Source organism: Flagellimonas marinaquae, assembly GCF_003992675.1.
GTDB classification, from domain to species: domain Bacteria; phylum Bacteroidota; class Bacteroidia; order Flavobacteriales; family Flavobacteriaceae; genus Flagellimonas; species Flagellimonas marinaquae.
In genome coordinates this window covers 850,013-867,092 of sequence record NZ_RZMZ01000015.1, presented here as the reverse complement: position 1 = coordinate 867,092, position 17,080 = coordinate 850,013, and the positions used below count along the sequence as shown (strand labels likewise).

The 17,080-nt window shown below is 41.9% G+C and carries 11 protein-coding genes; 4 read left to right on the top strand and 7 right to left on the bottom strand.

All coding sequences use genetic code 11. The features are described from left to right. Positions 1 to 9 precede the first annotated feature (9 nt). From EO130_RS13305 to uvrA, 5 genes are all read right to left on the bottom strand, one after another. Complete coding sequence (locus EO130_RS13305) at positions 10 to 1,224, bottom strand: hypothetical protein (RefSeq protein ID WP_127141987.1); 1,215 nt, start codon at positions 1,222 to 1,224, stop codon at positions 10 to 12. 118 nt (positions 1,225 to 1,342) lie between these two features. Continuing rightward, entirely contained in the window at positions 1,343 to 3,259 is a 1,917-nt protein-coding gene (locus tag EO130_RS13300; protein WP_127141986.1) for an OmpA family protein, read from the bottom strand. A gap of 10 nt (positions 3,260 to 3,269) precedes the next feature. Then, positions 3,270 to 4,190 carry a PorP/SprF family type IX secretion system membrane protein gene (locus tag EO130_RS13295; protein ID WP_241244357.1) on the bottom strand — a complete coding sequence of 307 codons (921 nt, stop codon included), beginning with the start codon at positions 4,188 to 4,190 and terminating at the stop codon, positions 3,270 to 3,272. A gap of 80 nt (positions 4,191 to 4,270) precedes the next feature. Then, the gene (locus EO130_RS13290) at positions 4,271 to 8,746 is read right to left on the bottom strand and encodes a gliding motility-associated C-terminal domain-containing protein (protein WP_164732938.1); all 4,476 of its coding nucleotides are present in this window, start codon (positions 8,744 to 8,746) and stop codon (positions 4,271 to 4,273) included. Between the two features lie 383 nt (positions 8,747 to 9,129). Then, positions 9,130 to 11,907: an excinuclease ABC subunit UvrA gene (uvrA, locus tag EO130_RS13285; protein WP_127141983.1), complete on the bottom strand. Its 2,778-nt coding sequence runs from the start codon at positions 11,905 to 11,907 to the stop codon at positions 9,130 to 9,132. A 252-nt stretch (positions 11,908 to 12,159) separates the two neighbouring features. Here uvrA and EO130_RS13280 point away from each other — a divergent pair, with 252 nt between their 5' ends. Next, on the top strand, positions 12,160 to 12,744 hold the full coding sequence (locus EO130_RS13280; protein ID WP_014034330.1) for an RNA polymerase sigma factor: 585 nt from the start codon (positions 12,160 to 12,162) through the stop codon (positions 12,742 to 12,744). A 253-nt stretch (positions 12,745 to 12,997) separates the two neighbouring features. Here the strand turns inward: EO130_RS13280 and EO130_RS13275 are convergent, their stop codons facing one another. Beyond that, positions 12,998 to 13,660, bottom strand: a complete 663-nt coding sequence (locus EO130_RS13275; protein WP_127141982.1) for an endonuclease III domain-containing protein — start codon at positions 13,658 to 13,660, stop codon at positions 12,998 to 13,000. A 55-nt stretch (positions 13,661 to 13,715) separates the two neighbouring features. On the opposite strand from EO130_RS13275, the gene bcp reads away from it, so the two are divergent. After that, positions 13,716 to 14,168 carry a thioredoxin-dependent thiol peroxidase gene (gene bcp / locus EO130_RS13270; RefSeq protein WP_127141981.1) on the top strand — a complete coding sequence of 151 codons (453 nt, stop codon included), beginning with the start codon at positions 13,716 to 13,718 and terminating at the stop codon, positions 14,166 to 14,168. A gap of 63 nt (positions 14,169 to 14,231) precedes the next feature. Here the strand turns inward: bcp and EO130_RS13265 are convergent, their stop codons facing one another. Beyond that, a complete protein-coding gene (locus EO130_RS13265) occupies positions 14,232 to 15,683 on the bottom strand; it encodes a TonB-dependent receptor (protein ID WP_127141980.1) in 1,452 nt (483 codons plus the stop codon). A 90-nt stretch (positions 15,684 to 15,773) separates the two neighbouring features. Here EO130_RS13265 and EO130_RS13260 point away from each other — a divergent pair, with 90 nt between their 5' ends. Both EO130_RS13260 and EO130_RS13255 read left to right on the top strand, forming a co-directional pair. Further along, positions 15,774 to 16,538, top strand: coding sequence for an MBL fold metallo-hydrolase (locus EO130_RS13260; protein ID WP_127142099.1), 765 nt, complete (start codon positions 15,774 to 15,776; stop codon positions 16,536 to 16,538). A gap of 4 nt (positions 16,539 to 16,542) precedes the next feature. Beyond that, positions 16,543 to 17,040 (top strand): hydrolase, encoded by a 498-nt coding sequence (locus EO130_RS13255; protein WP_127141979.1) that lies wholly within the window; start codon positions 16,543 to 16,545, stop codon positions 17,038 to 17,040. Positions 17,041 to 17,080 lie beyond the last annotated feature (40 nt).

The following is a 17,080-nucleotide window of genomic DNA, read 5'->3' as shown; positions in this document are numbered from 1 at the left end:
AAAATCTATTTAATTATTTCTTCGGGAAGAACCTCTGGAGCTTGATGTTCTTGCGCTGCTTTTGCGAGCGTTGGAGCTTCTGCTCACGGTTGCTCTGGAACTTTCTTTTCGGCTTACGGTACTTTTTCTAGTACTTGGCCTTGAACTTCTGGCAACTTCCTTTCTCGAAGAGTTGTCCCTGCTCACCGCTGACCTGTTGTTTGATCTCGATGTGGCCTTCGGCTTTCTATAACTGCTCTGTTCGGAACGTTTGATGGTTCTTCCCGTGGCAGCTGGACTCACTTTTCTGGAGTTGGAACTTCTCTCGTACGAGGTGCGGTTCGCTCTACTGTTGGAAGCCGTTGCTCTTCCCGGTCTATTTACATTATTATTTGACTTTCTATAAGAATTGCTTCTATCATTTCGAGATTCAACTCTTTGTCTTTGTACCGAATTGCTGGAGCGGTTTGCCATGTTATTTCCTCTGCGGGAATCATTTCTGGACACCCTTGCATTGCTTCGGCCATAATCAGCTCTTCTTACGTTATTATCTCTAACGGATACTCTTCTGTCATTACGATAGATATGCTCTCTTCTATATCTATTATCGTTTCGATACACCCTACCCAAGCTGGCATATGCCCTTCTTGTGTTGTGTCGGTAAGGAGCGTAGTACGTATACCTTACAGGTGTGTAATATCTTCTATAGGGTCTTGCAAATACGTTACAGAAACCTACTGCTGGTCTAACAAAGAACCTGTGGAAGGGTCTATACACATATCTTCTATTGTATATATTGATAAATCCTGTATAGTGACTGAAAACGCCTCCGTTATAGTACACATGCAGTCCACCAATTCTACGAACCCTACCGTTGTTGTACCAAATGTCCACATTTCCGATTTGGGAGACACGTCCATAGTAATCGTAAAATATGGGAATGTTCTCTATTTGGATTACAGCTCCATAGTCGTCATATTGTACAAATGGGTTATAATTGAATCCAGAGTTGAAAGTAACCCCAACATTACCTATTTGCGCACCTACGCCTACATTTACTCTATTATCCATGTAGAAGTCGAACTCACCATCGGGGTAAACGGAGAACGTTACACCACCTTCCACAAAAATGAATGAATTTCCATGTCTAAAGTTTGTTGTGGTAGCTACATGGTTGATTGTTTCGGCTTGGATACTCGGTATTCCAAGAACAACCGCTGCTAAAAGGAGTACTAACTTTTTCATACTACAAGGTTTTAAGTTCTAGATGCAACTATTTACATCCACCTTGTGTAATACAATCAGCGTGCCACAAATTGTAAAACGCTGATTTTCAGTAATAATGACTACAAAAAATTACCGTCTATTTTATTATGAACATGGACCTTCGGTTTAATTGGTGTTCCTCTTGGGAGCAATTTACTCCATTTGAACAGTTGTTGATCAATTGCGACTCACCATAGCCTTTTGCAGACAATCTATTTCTATCAATTCCTTTGTTCACCAACCATTCCAGTGTAGATTTAGCCCTTCTTTCGGACAATTGCATATTGTAGTCATCGTTTCCTCTGGAATCGGTATGGGATTCAATATGAATATTTAATTGTGGATACTCTTCCATTGCGTTCAAGATTTTAGCCAGCTCCACTTCTGCATCTGGTCGGATGTTGTGCTTATCAAAATCAAAATAGATAGGCTGTAAGGATAGTCGACATCCCAAATCGTCCACAGGGCAGTCAGGAGGCGTAAGCTGTAAGTTGACCTCCATACTGTCCGTACCGCTTTTGGTTTGCACCACTGTTTCGGACGGTTCGTATTCCTTTTCTGTAAATGATGCCCGAACGGCATATTGATCATTGCAATCCGCCAAGGGGCCAAAGTCGTAACGTCCGTTGACATCAACAATTTTTTGTGCGACCACATCGCTATTGTTATCTAGCAATAGCACTTGGGCGCCTTGTAAGGGTGCGCCGGTCTTAGCGTCCGTTACCATCCCTTGAATGGTCACCTTACAATCCGCAGTAAATGCGAGGATATCATCGGAACTACTTCCTTGTCCACCAAATCGGTTAGAGGAAATGTAACCCATTTTACCGGTTTCATCCATTACATATCCAAAATCATCCAAATTACTATTGATTGGTTTTTTAAGGTTCGTTACAGTAGGGTAGGAGCCTTTTTCGTCTAAGGAAACCACAAAAATGTCCAGTCCTCCAAGCCCAGTATGTCCATCACTTGAAAAGTATAGATCTCCATTCTTACTGATAAATGGGAATGATTCGCGCTGTTTAGTATTTACTTGGTCACCAAGATTTACAGGTTCGCTGTAATTACCATTGGGCAAAATATCCACATACCAAATATCCGAAGCTCCCAAACTACCATTTCTATTGGAAGAGAAATATAAGCGGTTTTCTTCGGGGTTGAGGGCTGGATGTGCGGTTGAATAGGAGTCTTCATTAAATGGAAGTTCCATAACATTGCCCCATGTGCCATCTTCCTGCAAACTTGCTTTATAGATTTTAAGACCTATCAATCGTTGTTTGCCACGTTTCTTTTTACCATTGATGTAATTGTTTCTTGTAAAATAGATGGTTTTACCGTCTTTGGTGAACACTGCGGAAGATTCGTGATATGGGGAATTGATATCTCCCTCCAACTTTTTGATATTTTTTAGGGTGCCGTCTTCCCCAATTTCTGCTTGGAAAAGATCTAAATAAGGAAGACCGTTCCAATCGTGTATTTTGCTTCCTTCCGTGTCGATTGAAGAAGAAGAGAACACAATTTTATCGCCATAGTAAGAGGGACCAAAGTCTGACCCATTCATCCCATCGGTGATATTTTGTACTTGATATTGGTTGTTTGGGGTACTTGCCAGGTATTGAAAAGTGTCCCAATTGGTATAAGTTGAACCTGATGCGGCGATATATGTTTCCATAAGAGATTTGGATTCCTCTAATTGTCCGATGGATTTCAAACTTTGCGCAGCACGATAATAGTATTCCGGTTCGATTTCGTTGGGATAGCTTTTTACCAATTTTTCATACCAATTTGCGGCGTCCGCATATTCACTGTTGAAATAATAGGTGTCCCCGAGTTTTTTATACACCTGGGCAGAGGAATAGCCGTCTTCCACAACGCTGAGGTATATTTTCCTTGCATCGATGTAATCGTAACTATCAAACTCCTCATTGGCTTTTTTTATCTTGCTTTCTTGGGCAAACAAGTTACCGACCATTAAAATTACGGTAAACAGCTGAATACTAATTCTTCTCTTCATATTGATTGGTTTAAAAGAATCTAGGGGTTATTATCCTATCTGATTTTCTGAAAATGTCGAAGCGAAGAAACACTTCATAGGAACCGTTGCTATATTGTTCTAGATCTGTGGACTGATAATCGTAGGCTAAACCCGCAAAGAAGTTGGGTGTTATTTGGAATCCTGCCAGGGCACTTATGGCAGCACTCCAACGATAGGATGCTCCTAACGTAAGCTTTTCATTGATCAAGAAGTTGGCGGAAAGGTCCCATTGCAATGGTGCGCCACTAACGGATTTCACCAATGTTGCAGGCTTAAATTTCAAGTCTTCATTTAGGTCAAATACATAACCTGTAATGAAAAAGTAGTGCAATCGTTCGATTGCAATATCATTGGTATTGGCATTTTGCAGGGAGCTTTCATCAAAGTGTGTGGTGTTCAAAAAATTAGGGACTGACAACCCTGCATAGAACCTATCGGAATTTAAGTAAAGCCCTGCACCAACTTGGGGCCTAAGCCTATTGTCCACATTTGATTGAAAAAAGGGGTCAGACTGTTCGGATAATCTAAGCCTTGTATAATCGATATCCAAAACATCCATACCCGCTTTTAAACCAAAAGCCAATTTATAATTATATGACAGATTGATTGAATAGGAGTAATCTACAGTTACATTGGATTCCATGGCTGGACCGATTTTATCATAAACTATGGAAAGGCCGAGTCCCATATTGTCATACAAGCCGATTGGGGAGTTTACCGTAAAAGTTCCTGTTTCTGGGGAACCCTCCAATCCTACCCATTGTGTCCTGCCCAATAAGCCAAAACTCAGTACTTCTCTCGAGCCTGCATAGGCCGGATTGATTACCTGTGTATTATACATATACTGGGTAAATTGCGGGTCTTGCTGACCGTAGGAGGTTATTATAGCGGAGAGAAACATCAATGCCATTATGCAGTGGTTCCTATTTATTTTAAGATTCGTCATCCTCATTACTATTCTTGGTTCTTTATTGTGATTTTGTTTTTGTCCTAATCGCGATTGATATAGAGATATCCTGTATAACTTTCTTCGCCGGGGTTTTCTGTGCCGGTAAAGGTTAGGATATAGAAGTAGGTTCCACTTGGGAGTTCTCTATCCTGCTGCAAAGTGGCCCTTCCCTCAGAAATTCCGTAGAACAGGTTATTTCCTTGTCCATAACCGTCGGTTTCATACACCTTTACACCCCATCTGTTGAAAATCTTCACATTATTGTTGGGATAGTTTTCGATACCTAAGATTCTGAAGAAATCATTAAAGCCATCTCCGTTGGGTGTAATGCCATTGAAGATTTGGAACCCGATAGCTCCAGCATCCACACAGGCATTGTTTGGAATGGTGATTTCAGTTGGTTCATCCTCGTCATAGGCATCATTGTCTGATAGGTCCTGAAGTTGGAAATCAAAACCGACAAGATCACCGACTACGGTAGCCTGATTGATAAATACACCCGCGTCAACATCAGTTTGCGTTAGGCTATAGGAGAATTCATAGGTCCAAGTTTCTCCCGAAGAAAGGATTCCATCTTCATTCTCATCACTATTTTCTGTAGGACCCGAAATAACACCACCCAATAATGCATCGGTGAGCACCACATTTTCTATATTTCCAATACTACCGTTCAAAACGGTGAAGGTGAATCCGATGGTGTCAACGCAGTTATCGTTGTTACTATCCAATAATGTAGCTTGCTTTATAATACCAATACCATTAAGGCCATCACCAGCACCATCACCTCCATCTCCTCCGTTACTACCATCGGTGCAGGCATTGTTAGGCACAGTAATTTCTGTAGGTTCATTTTCCAAAAAGCTATCGTCATCGGAAAAATCAAATACTTCAAAGTCAAAGCCCAATGGTTCGGCAGTTACTGTAGCTTGGTTGAGAACAGCTCCATTGTCAATATCCTGTTGGGTAATAGCGTACAAAGCTTGGTAAGTCCACGTTTCTCCCACGGAAAGTATACCATCATTATTGATATCGGTATCATTAACTGGGCCACTTATTTCACCTTCGATCAGAGGGTCTGCCAATACCACAGTATCTACATCTGCACCACCATTATTGGTAACGGTAAAAGTGTACAATATACTTTCTACACAGTCATCTTCATTGATATCGGCCAAAACTCCTTCCTTGATCAAACCAATACTTGCACCTCCTTCGGCACAGGCATCTTCAGGCACAGGAGTTCTCGTAGGGTCATCTTCCAACAAATTATCATCATCTGAAAAGTCGGATACTTCAAGTTCAAAATTGATTCGTTCTGCCGTTACTGTGGCTTGATTGATGACAGCTCCATTATCAATGTCATTCTGAGTAATGGCATACACTGCTTGGTATGTCCATGTCTCTCCTATGGATAGGATACTGTCGTTGTTCTCATCTGTACCATCTACTGGTCCTGGTATCGAACCTCCGAACAAGGGATCTTCCAAGCTTACTTCGTCAAGGTCGAATGCTCCGTTGTTAGTAATGGTAAAGGTGTAGAGAATACTTTCCAAACAACCGTCACCATTAATATCAATCAAAACACCTTCCTTTATCATGGCGATACTGGCCACAGCATCGGTACAGGCATCTTCAGGCACAGGGGTTCTGGTAGGCTCGTTCTCCAGTAAATTGTCATCATCGGACAAATCAAACACCTGAAGGTCAAAATTGATTCGTTCTGCCGTTACTGTGGCCTGATTGACGACAGCCCCATTATCAATGTCATTTTGTGTAATGGCATATATGGCTTCGTAGGTCCATGTTTCGCCAACAGAAAGGATATTGTCGTTGTTCTCATCCGTACCATCTACTGGTCCTGGTATCGGACCTCCGAACAGTGGATCTTCCAAACTGACTTCGTCAAGGTCGAAAGCTCCGTTATTGGTCACAGTAAAGGTGTAGAGAATACTATCTATACAACCATCACCAGTAGCATCTATCAAAACTCCTTCTTTGATCAATCCTATGCTTGCTGTTCCATCAGTACAGGCATCATCGGGGACAGGTGTCCTAGTGGGCTCATTTTCTATAAGAGTATCGTCATCGGACAGGTCAAAAACTTGGCTATCGAAGCCTACCGGCTCTGCAATTACAGTAGCTTGATTAATTACGGCCGCATTGTCAATATCTTCTTGGGTGATGCCGTATAGGGCTTCGTAGGTCCAAGTTTCGCCGACAGAAAGAATGCCATCATCATTTGTATCAGTTCCCGCCAATGGTCCTGGTATCGGACCTCCGAACAAGGGATCTTCCAAGCTTACTTCGTCCAGGTCGATACCTCCTGTATTGGTTACCGTGAAGGTGTAGAGAATACTTTCTATGCAACCGTCACCATTATTATCTACCAATGTACCCTGCTTGATCAGTCCAATCACTGCACCGTCCGTGCAAGCGTCGTCAGGAACCGGGGTTCTTGTAGGTTCGTCCTCAAAGAGGTTGTCATCGTCCGAAAGGTCTTGCACCATGGCATCTGCTGCAGTATACCCTGTTACGGTAGCTTGATTTACTACTGCCGCGTTGTCAATATCCTGTTGGGTGATGGCGTACAAGGCTTCATAGGTCCAAGATTCATTGACAGAAAGTATTCCATCATTATTGACATCCGAACCATCTACTGGCCCAGGAATATTACCACCGAACAAGGGATCTTCCAAGGTAATCTCGTCAAGGTCTGCGTTTCCGGTATTGGTTACTGTAAAGGTGTATAAAATGCTTTCTAAACAGCCATCTTCATTGACGTCAACAAGCACACCTTCTTTAATGAGTCCTATATTTGGTACTTGGCATTGGGTCAAGTTGACTATCGTAGGGTCGTCCTCCACAAGGCTATCGTCATCAGAAAGATCTGTAAGGATTACATCTGGTTCGTTTAATACGGTTGCACTAACTTCGGCTTGATTTATTACAGAACCGTTGGCAATATCCGATGGTTGGATTGGATATGCGCTGGTAAATAGCCAGACTTCATCGGATTCCATTTGGTTATTAACATTATCATCACCAGCAACCAAGTCTATGGGAATACCTTCCAATAAGGGATCCGTAATGGTAACATTTTCTAGAGTTTCACCACTAACATTGGTAACGGAAAAAGTGTACAGCACAAAATTACATCCTGCACCAGCATCAACATCGTTTACCGCAAAACCAGTTTTGATAAGGGCAATACCAAAATTTGCTTGACAATCGGCAAGGCTTATGATTGTTGGGTCGTCCTCCAATATGCTATCATCATCAGATAAATCAGATACGGTGTTTAGAGGTTCGCCTTCCACGTGGGCTGTTACCTCGGCTTGGTTAACAACTTGACCATTTAGAACATCGGATGCCGTAATATCGTAGATGGCAAAATAGGACCAGCTTTCATCTGTATCCAAAACATCATTATTGTTGTTATCGCCCGATAGATAGGTTGGAACATCTCCATTTAATAAAGGGTCAGCTATGGCAACATTTTGAAGTGGTTGCTCTCCTACATTGGTTACCGTAAAAGAATAGAGCACGTAGTTACAACCTGCTCCTGCATCAATATCTTCAATGGCCAGTCCCGTTTTGATTAATGCAATGTCGCCCTGACACTGAGTTAGTTCGATTACGGTTGCTTCATCTTCAGCATAGCTGTCATTATCCGATAAATCGGAAATCGATGTGCCAAAACCTTGTACATCGGCCGTGACTTCGGCTTGGTTTACCACCTGGCCATTGTTTATATCTTCTGGCGTAATGTCGTATAGGACGGAGTACTGCCAGACTTCATCGGTATCCAATAAGGTATTCCCATTCGTATCCCCGGCGATGGGGCCTGCTATAGGGTCAACTCCAATAAGTGGATCGATCAGTTCCACATTTTCCAATACTTGACCACCCTCATTGCTGACCAAAAACGTGTATAATATAAAGTTACAACCTGGACCAGCGTCAATTCCCGCAATGGCTATGCCCGTTTTTATAAGTCCAATATTGCCTTGGCAGAAGCTAAGGTCCGTTACCGTTTCATCACTATCATTTATGCCATCGTCATCCGAAAGATCAGATACCGTTACCCCTGGCTGTCCCAAAACATCAGCAACCACGTTGGCTTGGTTTGTAACAGACCCATTGACGATATCCGTTTGTTGAATGACGTAATTGGCCCGATAGATCCAGATTTCCCCAGGTTCCATTTCGCCAATAACGTTAACATCGCCTTCAGCAGGACCTGCCACAAGTCCTCCCAATAAAGGGTCGGTAAGCTGAACTCCAGTGAGTATCTCCCCATTGGTACTGGTATTGGTTACCGTAAAAGTATACTCAATAATGGCGCAACCACTATCAGCTCCGGTGGCATCGCGAGCAACACCTGTTTTAATAAGTAGAATTGAAGGTACGTAAAGATCTTCGTTGGCATTATGGCGGCTAGCCACTGTCATGCCGCTTGCAACGAACACAAACACTAAGGTTGCCGCAACAATGGTGTTACGTTTGATTATTGACACAAGTAGGTTTTTTGAATCATGGTTTTTCATGGGTAGAACTTTTGAGCATGCAGAACAAAATGATTTGATTTAGCAGTTGGAAATTTTCAAACTTTGAACCCGTCCGATTACTAAGGGTGTAAGTATTTCAATTTCCGGCACAAAAGAATGAAAACCATGGTTTTTTGAGGGCACCAATTGACGGATGCCCCTTTTGGATCAACGAATGCCCCTTCCGATCTGACGGATGCATATTACGGCATCCACATTGTAAGAATATTGAGACAAATAAATGGCACTATCAATAACCATTAACAGCCTAACTAAAAATTAAATAAGAAAATTCGGATTAGATGTAAACCTTACAACCCATTTGGACGTTTGGTAATTTCCAAATCATAAGATTAGAGCTTCTCCTTTAGGTAAGATGCGGTATATGACTCTTCACAATCCACAATTTCCTCAGGTGTACCTTCCGCCACCAAATGGCCGCCCATGGCACCACCTTCCGGCCCTAAATCGATAATGTAATCCGCGCATTTTACCAATTCCATATTGTGTTCGATAACGATGATGGAATGTCCTTTGGAAATGAGCTCGTCAAAGGACTTGAGTAGTTTTTTGATATCGTGAAAGTGCAATCCCGTTGTGGGTTCGTCAAAGATGAAAAGTGCTTTTTCCTTTGTGTTTCCCTTTACCAAAAAGGAGGCCAGCTTAATACGCTGTGCCTCGCCACCAGAAAGGGTAGAGGAGGACTGTCCCAAGGCTACATAGCCCAAACCAACATCTTGCAAGGGCTTCAACTTGGCAACGATTTTATCTTGCTTATAGGTAGAAAAATGCGCAATGGCTTCATCAATGGTCAAATTCAGGATGTCATCAATATTCTTTCCTTCAAACTGGACTTCCAAAATATCTTTTTTGAAACGTTTTCCACCGCAGGCATCACACTCTAAATGTACATCGGCCATAAATTGCATTTCTACGGTGATTTCCCCTTCGCCCTTGCACTTTTCACATCGACCACCATCTACGTTGAATGAAAAATGTTTGGCCTGATATCCCCTAAGTTTGCTCAATTTTTGTGCAGCAAAGAGACTACGGATATCATCATAGGCTTTAATATAGGTAACAGGGTTGGAGCGCGATGAACGCCCGATGGGGTTTTGGTCTACAAACTCCACATGTTTGATATGGCTGTACTTGCCTTCCATGGCCGTAAATTGCCCCGCCTTTTCACCATATCCTCCAATTTCTTTTAATATGGATGGATAAACTATCTTTTTCACCAAGGTACTTTTACCACTTCCTGATACACCCGTAACCACCGTCAACATATTTAACGGAAAGGTTACATCGATATTCTTGAGGTTGTTCTCCCTCGCCCCCTTGATTTGAATGTAGTGTTTTGACGTCCTACGTTCAGCAGGAACAGGAATTTCCATCTGTCCACTCAAGTACTGTGCTGTCAATGAATCCGAAATCAGAATACTTTCCCAATTGCCTGTGGCGACCACTTTTCCACCTAAAGTCCCAGCTTCGGGGCCAATATCAATAATTTCGTCAGCAGCCTGCATAATGTCCTCGTCGTGCTCTACCACAATGACGGTATTACCCAAATCACGAAGTGATTTTAAAACACCGATCAAATTTTCGGTATCTTTTGGATGTAGGCCAATACTGGGTTCGTCCAAAATATACATGGAACCGACCAAGCTGCTCCCTAAGGAGGTGGCCAAATTGATACGCTGACTTTCCCCACCGGATAACGTATTCGATTTTCGGTTGAGGGTCAGATAGCTTAAGCCTACTTTATCCAAAAAATCCAAACGGGTAGTGATTTCCTTCAGCAATCTGCTGGCAACGGCTGTGTCGTGTTCCGATAACTGAAGTTCTTCAAAAAAAGGCATTAATTGTTTGATGGGCAGTTCGATGAGTTCCGAAATGGATTTTCCGCCCACTTTTACGTAGTCGGCCTCTCTTCGGAGCCGTTTTCCTTTACAAACGGAACACCTTGTTTTTCCGCGGTAGCGCGATAGCATAACCCGGTTCTGGATTTTATAGCTTTTTTCCTCCAGTTGCTCAAAAAACTTGTGGATACCAATAAAATGGTCGTTTCCGTCCCACACCAATTGTTTTTGTTCTTCGGAAAGTTGAAACCAAGGCTTGTGGATGGGAAAATCGAATTTGTAAGCAGCATTAACCAATTGATCGCGATACCAGCCCATACTTTCCCCACGCCATGGGAAAACCGCATTTTCGTAAACAGATAAGGCGGTATTGGGAATCACCAAATCTTCGTCGATCCCGATAACATCTCCATAGCCTTCACATTTGGGACATGCACCATAAGGGTTGTTAAAACTGAACAGGTGCACGTTTGGTTCCAGAAACTTCATCCCATCCAACTCAAACTGGTTACTAAAGGTCTTGGTTTCTCCCGTTTGAAGATTCTCTATGGCACATTCGCCCTTGCCTTCAAAAAAGGCGTTATCCACCGCATTGGCCAATCGGTTGTAAAAATCTTCATCATCTTTCACAATGATACGGTCCACGACCAAATGAAAAGTTCTGCCAATGTCCTTGGGTGCTTCGTCAATTCGAATGACCTCTCCCTGGTATTTGATTCTGGCATAACCTTGTTTGGAAAAAAGTTCAAGGGACTTGAGGGTTTCCCTATCTTCTGAAATGGTAATGGGGGCCAGTAGAAGCAGTTTGTCCCTTTCGTTCAACCCTTTTATGTAGTTAATCACATCGGTTACCGTATGCTTTTTCACCTCTTTGCCAGAAATGGGGGAGATGGTCTTTCCGATGCGGGCATACAACAATTTCAGGTAATCATAAATCTCTGTTGTGGTACCCACCGTAGATCTAGGGTTGGTGGAATTTACTTTTTGCTCTATGGCAATGGCAGGGGCTATACCTTTAATATAGTCCACTTTGGGCTTGTCCAACTTTCCCAAAAATTGTCGGGCGTAGGATGAAAGACTTTCCACATACCTTCGCTGTCCTTCGGCATAAAGCGTATCAAACGCTAAACTTGACTTTCCCGAACCGGATAACCCAGTGATTACCACCAATTTATTACGGGGGATAACCACATCAATATCTTTTAGGTTATGAAGTTTGGCACCTTTTATGATAATATTTTGTTTGGGATCGACGTTTATATTGACTGCCATTTGTTAAAATTAGGGTTTCAAAGATACGATACACTGCACTTAATACGTATATTGCACCAGTTAACATATAAAAATCGTCAACTCACAACATAGATTTTTAGATCGCCTATCTATTGATCTATATTTGAAGTGTAATTAAAATCCTGATAGGCCTATACAGAATAATTACTTTTTTAAAGCTTAAAACTGAATAACCACTGTCTTCCTTGATTTAGGGAGGGCTGTGATTTTAACCCAAAAAAAGTAATTTGTATGGAACAGCTACAGATTAAAGACTCGATTTTAGTAAAGAATTACATCGACGGAGACGAAAAGGCTCTTGAGATTCTTATCAACAGGCACAACCAAAGAATCACCAGCTTTATTTACAGCAAAGTTTTGGACAGGGATGTTGCAGAGGACATCTTCCAGGACACTTTTATTAAGGTAATCAAAACCTTGAAAAAAGGGAGATACAGCGAAGAAGGCAAATTTCTGCCCTGGGTGATGCGCATTGCACACAATTTGGTTATCGATCACTTCCGTAAGAACAAGCGAATGCCCAAATTCGAGGGGAGTGATGATTTCAACATCTTTTCCGTAATCCACGATGAAAAATTGAATGCTGAGAAGCAAATCATTAAAGATCAAATAGAAAGCGATTTGACTTTATTGATCGATGAGCTTCCAGACGATCAAAGAGAAGTGCTCATCATGCGTATTTACAAGGATATGAGCTTTAAGGAGATATCCGAAAACACCAACGTTAGCATCAACACGGCTTTGGGAAGAATGCGCTACGCGCTTATCAATTTGAGAAAAATCGTTGAAAGAAAGAATATCGTTTTAACGAATTAATCGAGCAATACGTCGAAGCCTGCAATAATTCAATTCTAGCGTCGTTATATAATGGAAACAATTACTTACGCTAGAATATGGAAAACATTTACTCTGAAGAACAAAAATCCGTAAAAACGGTAAAAGCGAGTCAGAAAACTGTTGATTTCTTACTTAGCTTTTCGAAATCGATTCATGTAGTTGACTACAAAAAACACCAGTTTGAAGTAACATTGAATTAATTTAAGGATCAAACTGACGAAAAGAGCCGCAATTAGCGGCTCTTTTTGTTTTTATAATAGTCGTTGATCACCGATTTCCGACCAATCGTTTTGGTAATGACATCCTTTTCCAAGTCCCAGCCCCTAGCCGGCGAATATTCCCGACCATACCAAATGATTTGGAGATGCAGGCGATTCCAGATTTCTTCAGGAAAGAGGCGTTTGGCATCGCGTTCGGTCTGTACCACATTTTTGCCATTGCTAAAGCCCCATCGGTACATGAGTCGGTGAATATGGGTGTCAACGGGAAATGCTGGAATGCCAAAAGCTTGGGAAACTACAACACTTGCGGTTTTGTGGCCCACCGCAGGCAGTTCTTCCAATAGAGCAATGTCGCGAGGAACTTCGCCATTGTATTTTTCGATCAGTATTTTGGAAAGGCCGTAGATTCCTTTCGATTTCATAGGCGAAAGACCTACAGGTTTTATGATTTCCCGAATCTCCTCCTCCGAAAGTTTTACCATATCAAACGGGTTGTCCGCTTTTTCAAATAAGAGTGGGGTAATCTGGTTTACCCTTACATCCGTACTCTGGGCAGACAATAATACGGCAATCAACAAGGTATATGGGTCCTTGTGGTCCAACGGAATTGGGATGGTAGGGTAGAGTTCGTCCAAGGTTTTGATGGTGAAATCAACCTTTTCTTGTTTGGTCATATTTGTTTAACTTTGATTGCGTAAATATTAAACAATAAACTTAATAACAACGCACATGAATATGTTAAAAGTAGGAGATAAAGTACCTGATTTTTCCGCAAAAGACCAAGACGGGAACACAATTAATCTAAGCGATTACAAAGGGAAAAAGCTTGTGGTGTTTTTCTATCCCAAAGCAAATACCCCTGGTTGCACCGCAGAAGCCTGCAATCTACGCGACAATTACAAGGAACTGCAAGCTCAGGGTTACGAATTACTCGGCGTGAGTGCCGATTCGGAGAAAAAACAATCCAATTTTAAGGAGAAGTACGATTTCCCATTTCCTTTATTGGCAGATGAAGACCACACTGTGATAAACACCTTTGGTGTTTGGGGACCAAAAAAGTTTATGGGCAAGGAGTATGATGGTATCCACCGAACCACATTTATTGTGGATGGTAACGGTGTTGTGGAAAATGTGATTGATAAAGTAAAGACCAAGGACCACGCGACACAGATTTTGGCATAGGCTTTTATCGTATACTCAGAAAAATAGCTAAAAAAAGGCGCTACAATCAGCGCCTTTTTTATCTTATTCCTTCTCTTCCAAAACCTTTCGGGTGAACAGGTCCTTTTCCTTTATAATTTCCGCAATACCTTCTGGGAGTTCTTTTTCCCAGCCCTCATCTTTATTGATAATTTTTTTGAGGACATCCCTAGAGAAAATATGAAGTACATCTGGATCATAATCAATAATGTCCATCACTTTACCATTGTATTTGAAGAACTTGTACAACTCTTTCATTCGGGGGTGTACCTTCACGTTGTTGCTGGTAAGGATTTGACCTGTTTCGGGATCTTTCATGGGGTATAAATACACCTTCAAATCCTTGAAGAACAATTTACCAAAGGCTTCCAAAATACCGCCGCTCAAGTGTCGGTAATATTTTTCGTCAAATACATCCACCAAGTTGTTCACGCCCATGGTCAAACCAATCTTCGCCTTGGTGTAATTATTAAAGTATTCCACCAATTTATAGTATTCCTGGAACTTGGATATCAACACCGTATGCCCGAGGGAACAAAGTAGCTCTGCTCGGTCCATAAAATCCTGCTCATCAATTTCGCCAGAAGCTTTTAGGTTGGACAGGGTTATCTCAAAAACAACGATGGCATTTTCCATTTCCACTGTCTGTTCCCGGATAAATATATCGTATGATTTTTGGAACATATCCATATTCACCTTGGTCACCGGCCTGAAGCTACCACGAAGTGCCAAAATATTTTTCTTGTAGAGCACTGCAGCTGGCAATAGGTTGTTTCCATCTGGACCAAACATAACGGCATCCGTCATATCATTTTTAATGAGCTGAAGGCTCATCAAGCGGTTATCGACATCGGTAAAGTTAGGTCCGGTAAAATTGATCATATCAATTTCCAGAGTGTCGTGGTCGATATGATCGTAGAGATATTTTAAAAGCTTTTTGGGCTTGTGGAACTTGAAAAACGCACCATAAATTAGGTTGACTCCCAGAATTCCAAGGGTTTCTTGCTGTAACCTTGCTTCGTTTTGTTTAAAACGGATATGCAAAACGATTTCGTCATATTCTTTTTGGTCCGGATCTAACTGAAACCGAAGGCCTACCCATCCATGTCCCTTATATCGTTTTGAAAAATCGATGGTGGCCACGGTATTGGCATAAGTAAAGAATAAATAGTTGGGATTACTGTCTCTGCTGATACGCTCTTCGACCAATCGCATTTCGTGGTCCAGCATCTTTTTTAACCGCGATTGGGTCACGTATCTTCCATCTTCTTCTATGCCATAAATGGCATCACTGAACGACTTGTCGTAAGCGCTCATCGCCTTAGCAATGGTTCCTGAAGCTCCTCCGGCCCTAAAAAAGTGTCTGGCTGTTTCCTGTCCTGCGCCAATCTCGGCAAAAGTTCCATAAATGTCCCTGTTCAAGTTGATGCGTAGAGTTTTTGCCTTTATGGACGGTATGTTTTCAAAAGCATTTTCGTTGCTTGGTACGCTAGGCATATCCTATATTTTATGTATATGGCAAAGTTACACTCTTCGTGCAATCTATTAAATAAATAAGTTATAATTTTGATTTTAATGGACGACAAGATGACCGTTACTTTTTTGGGTACAGGAACTTCGCAGGGAATCCCTATCATTGGAAGCAAACATCCGGTTTGCCTGAGCCCAAACCCCAAAGACAAACGATTGCGGGTTTCCGTGCTCGTTTCTTGGAGCGATTACAATTTTGTGGTTGACTGCGGTCCGGATTTTAGGCAACAGATGCTTACAAATCCAATAGACAAGTTGGATGGTATCCTTTTTACCCACGAACATGCGGACCATACGGCAGGCATCGACGATATTCGCCCCTTTTTCTTTAGGCAGGGAGATATTCCCATTTATGCACATCAACGGGTAATCGACTCCCTAAAGCGACGATTTGATTATATTTTCGCTGACGAGGACCGATATCCAGGGGCTCCAGCAGTACAAGTATACCCGGTTGAAAAGGATAAAAACATTCCTTTGGGCGGCTTAAATGTGATACCTATTGAAGCGTACCATAACAGGCTCAAGGTATTTGGCTATCGTTTTGGAGAGTTTGTTTACATGACCGATGTGAAAAGGGTGGAAGCAGAGGAAGTGAAAAAAATGAAAGGAGCCAAAGTGTTGGTAGTGAACGCGCTGCGTACAGATCCGCACCATTCCCATTTTAATCTGGAGGAAGCCATTGCCTTTGCCGAAGAAGTCGGGGCCGATAAAACCTATTTTACACATATTAGCCATTTGTTAGGGTTTCATGAAGAGGTGGAAAAAAGTCTTCCCGCTAACATACATTTGGCCTACGATAACCTACAAATTAAGATTTAAATCCATGAAGAGCAGAATTTTTCTTTATCTATTTGTTTTTGCCGCACTATTGGCGCTGTTTCAATATGTGACAGGAAATAATATGCAAAAGGCCTTGAGTTCGGATGTTGAACAGCTCAGAAATGAGGTGACAACATTGGAAGACTCCCTACAGACCATGCATTTAAAGGTACTGGACATGCAATATTTCACCTTGGAAAACAATGATGATGCCTTGGCCTATTATGATCATCTGAATTTGGAAAATCCTTCGCTGTACATTCAGGATAAGTTGCTGGAAACCAATGAGCAAAAAGGGGATAATCCGCTGATTCCTTACGAAGGGATGGAAAGTGACTTTAAAATCAACAAAATTAAAGTGTTGAACCATAAATGGATTTTGGCTGACTTTTCCGATGGTAAATATTGGGGTGACCTTATTATAAAATATGAGCTAAAGGACGACCTAAGTGTAGACTTTACCTTGGCCCAGCATTTACTGTATGCGCCTCAGGAATATTAGATCTTGAATCCTTTTTCCACTGCGCTCAACGTCCAAATTG

Coding starts and splice junctions, on each gene's coding strand:
- EO130_RS13305 (WP_127141987.1), bottom strand. CDS start 1,224: ATGAAAAAGTTAGTACTCCTTTTAGCAGCGGTTGTTCTTGGAATACCG.
- EO130_RS13300 (WP_127141986.1), bottom strand. CDS start 3,259: ATGAAGAGAAGAATTAGTATTCAGCTGTTTACCGTAATTTTAATGGTC.
- EO130_RS13295 (WP_241244357.1), bottom strand. CDS start 4,190: ATGGCATTGATGTTTCTCTCCGCTATAATAACCTCCTACGGTCAGCAA.
- uvrA (WP_127141983.1), bottom strand. CDS start 11,907: ATGGCAGTCAATATAAACGTCGATCCCAAACAAAATATTATCATAAAA.
- EO130_RS13280 (WP_014034330.1), top strand. CDS start 12,160: ATGGAACAGCTACAGATTAAAGACTCGATTTTAGTAAAGAATTACATC.
- EO130_RS13275 (WP_127141982.1), bottom strand. CDS start 13,660: ATGACCAAACAAGAAAAGGTTGATTTCACCATCAAAACCTTGGACGAA.
- bcp (WP_127141981.1), top strand. CDS start 13,716: ATGAATATGTTAAAAGTAGGAGATAAAGTACCTGATTTTTCCGCAAAA.
- EO130_RS13265 (WP_127141980.1), bottom strand. CDS start 15,683: ATGCCTAGCGTACCAAGCAACGAAAATGCTTTTGAAAACATACCGTCC.
- EO130_RS13260 (WP_127142099.1), top strand. CDS start 15,774: ATGACCGTTACTTTTTTGGGTACAGGAACTTCGCAGGGAATCCCTATC.
- EO130_RS13255 (WP_127141979.1), top strand. CDS start 16,543: ATGAAGAGCAGAATTTTTCTTTATCTATTTGTTTTTGCCGCACTATTG.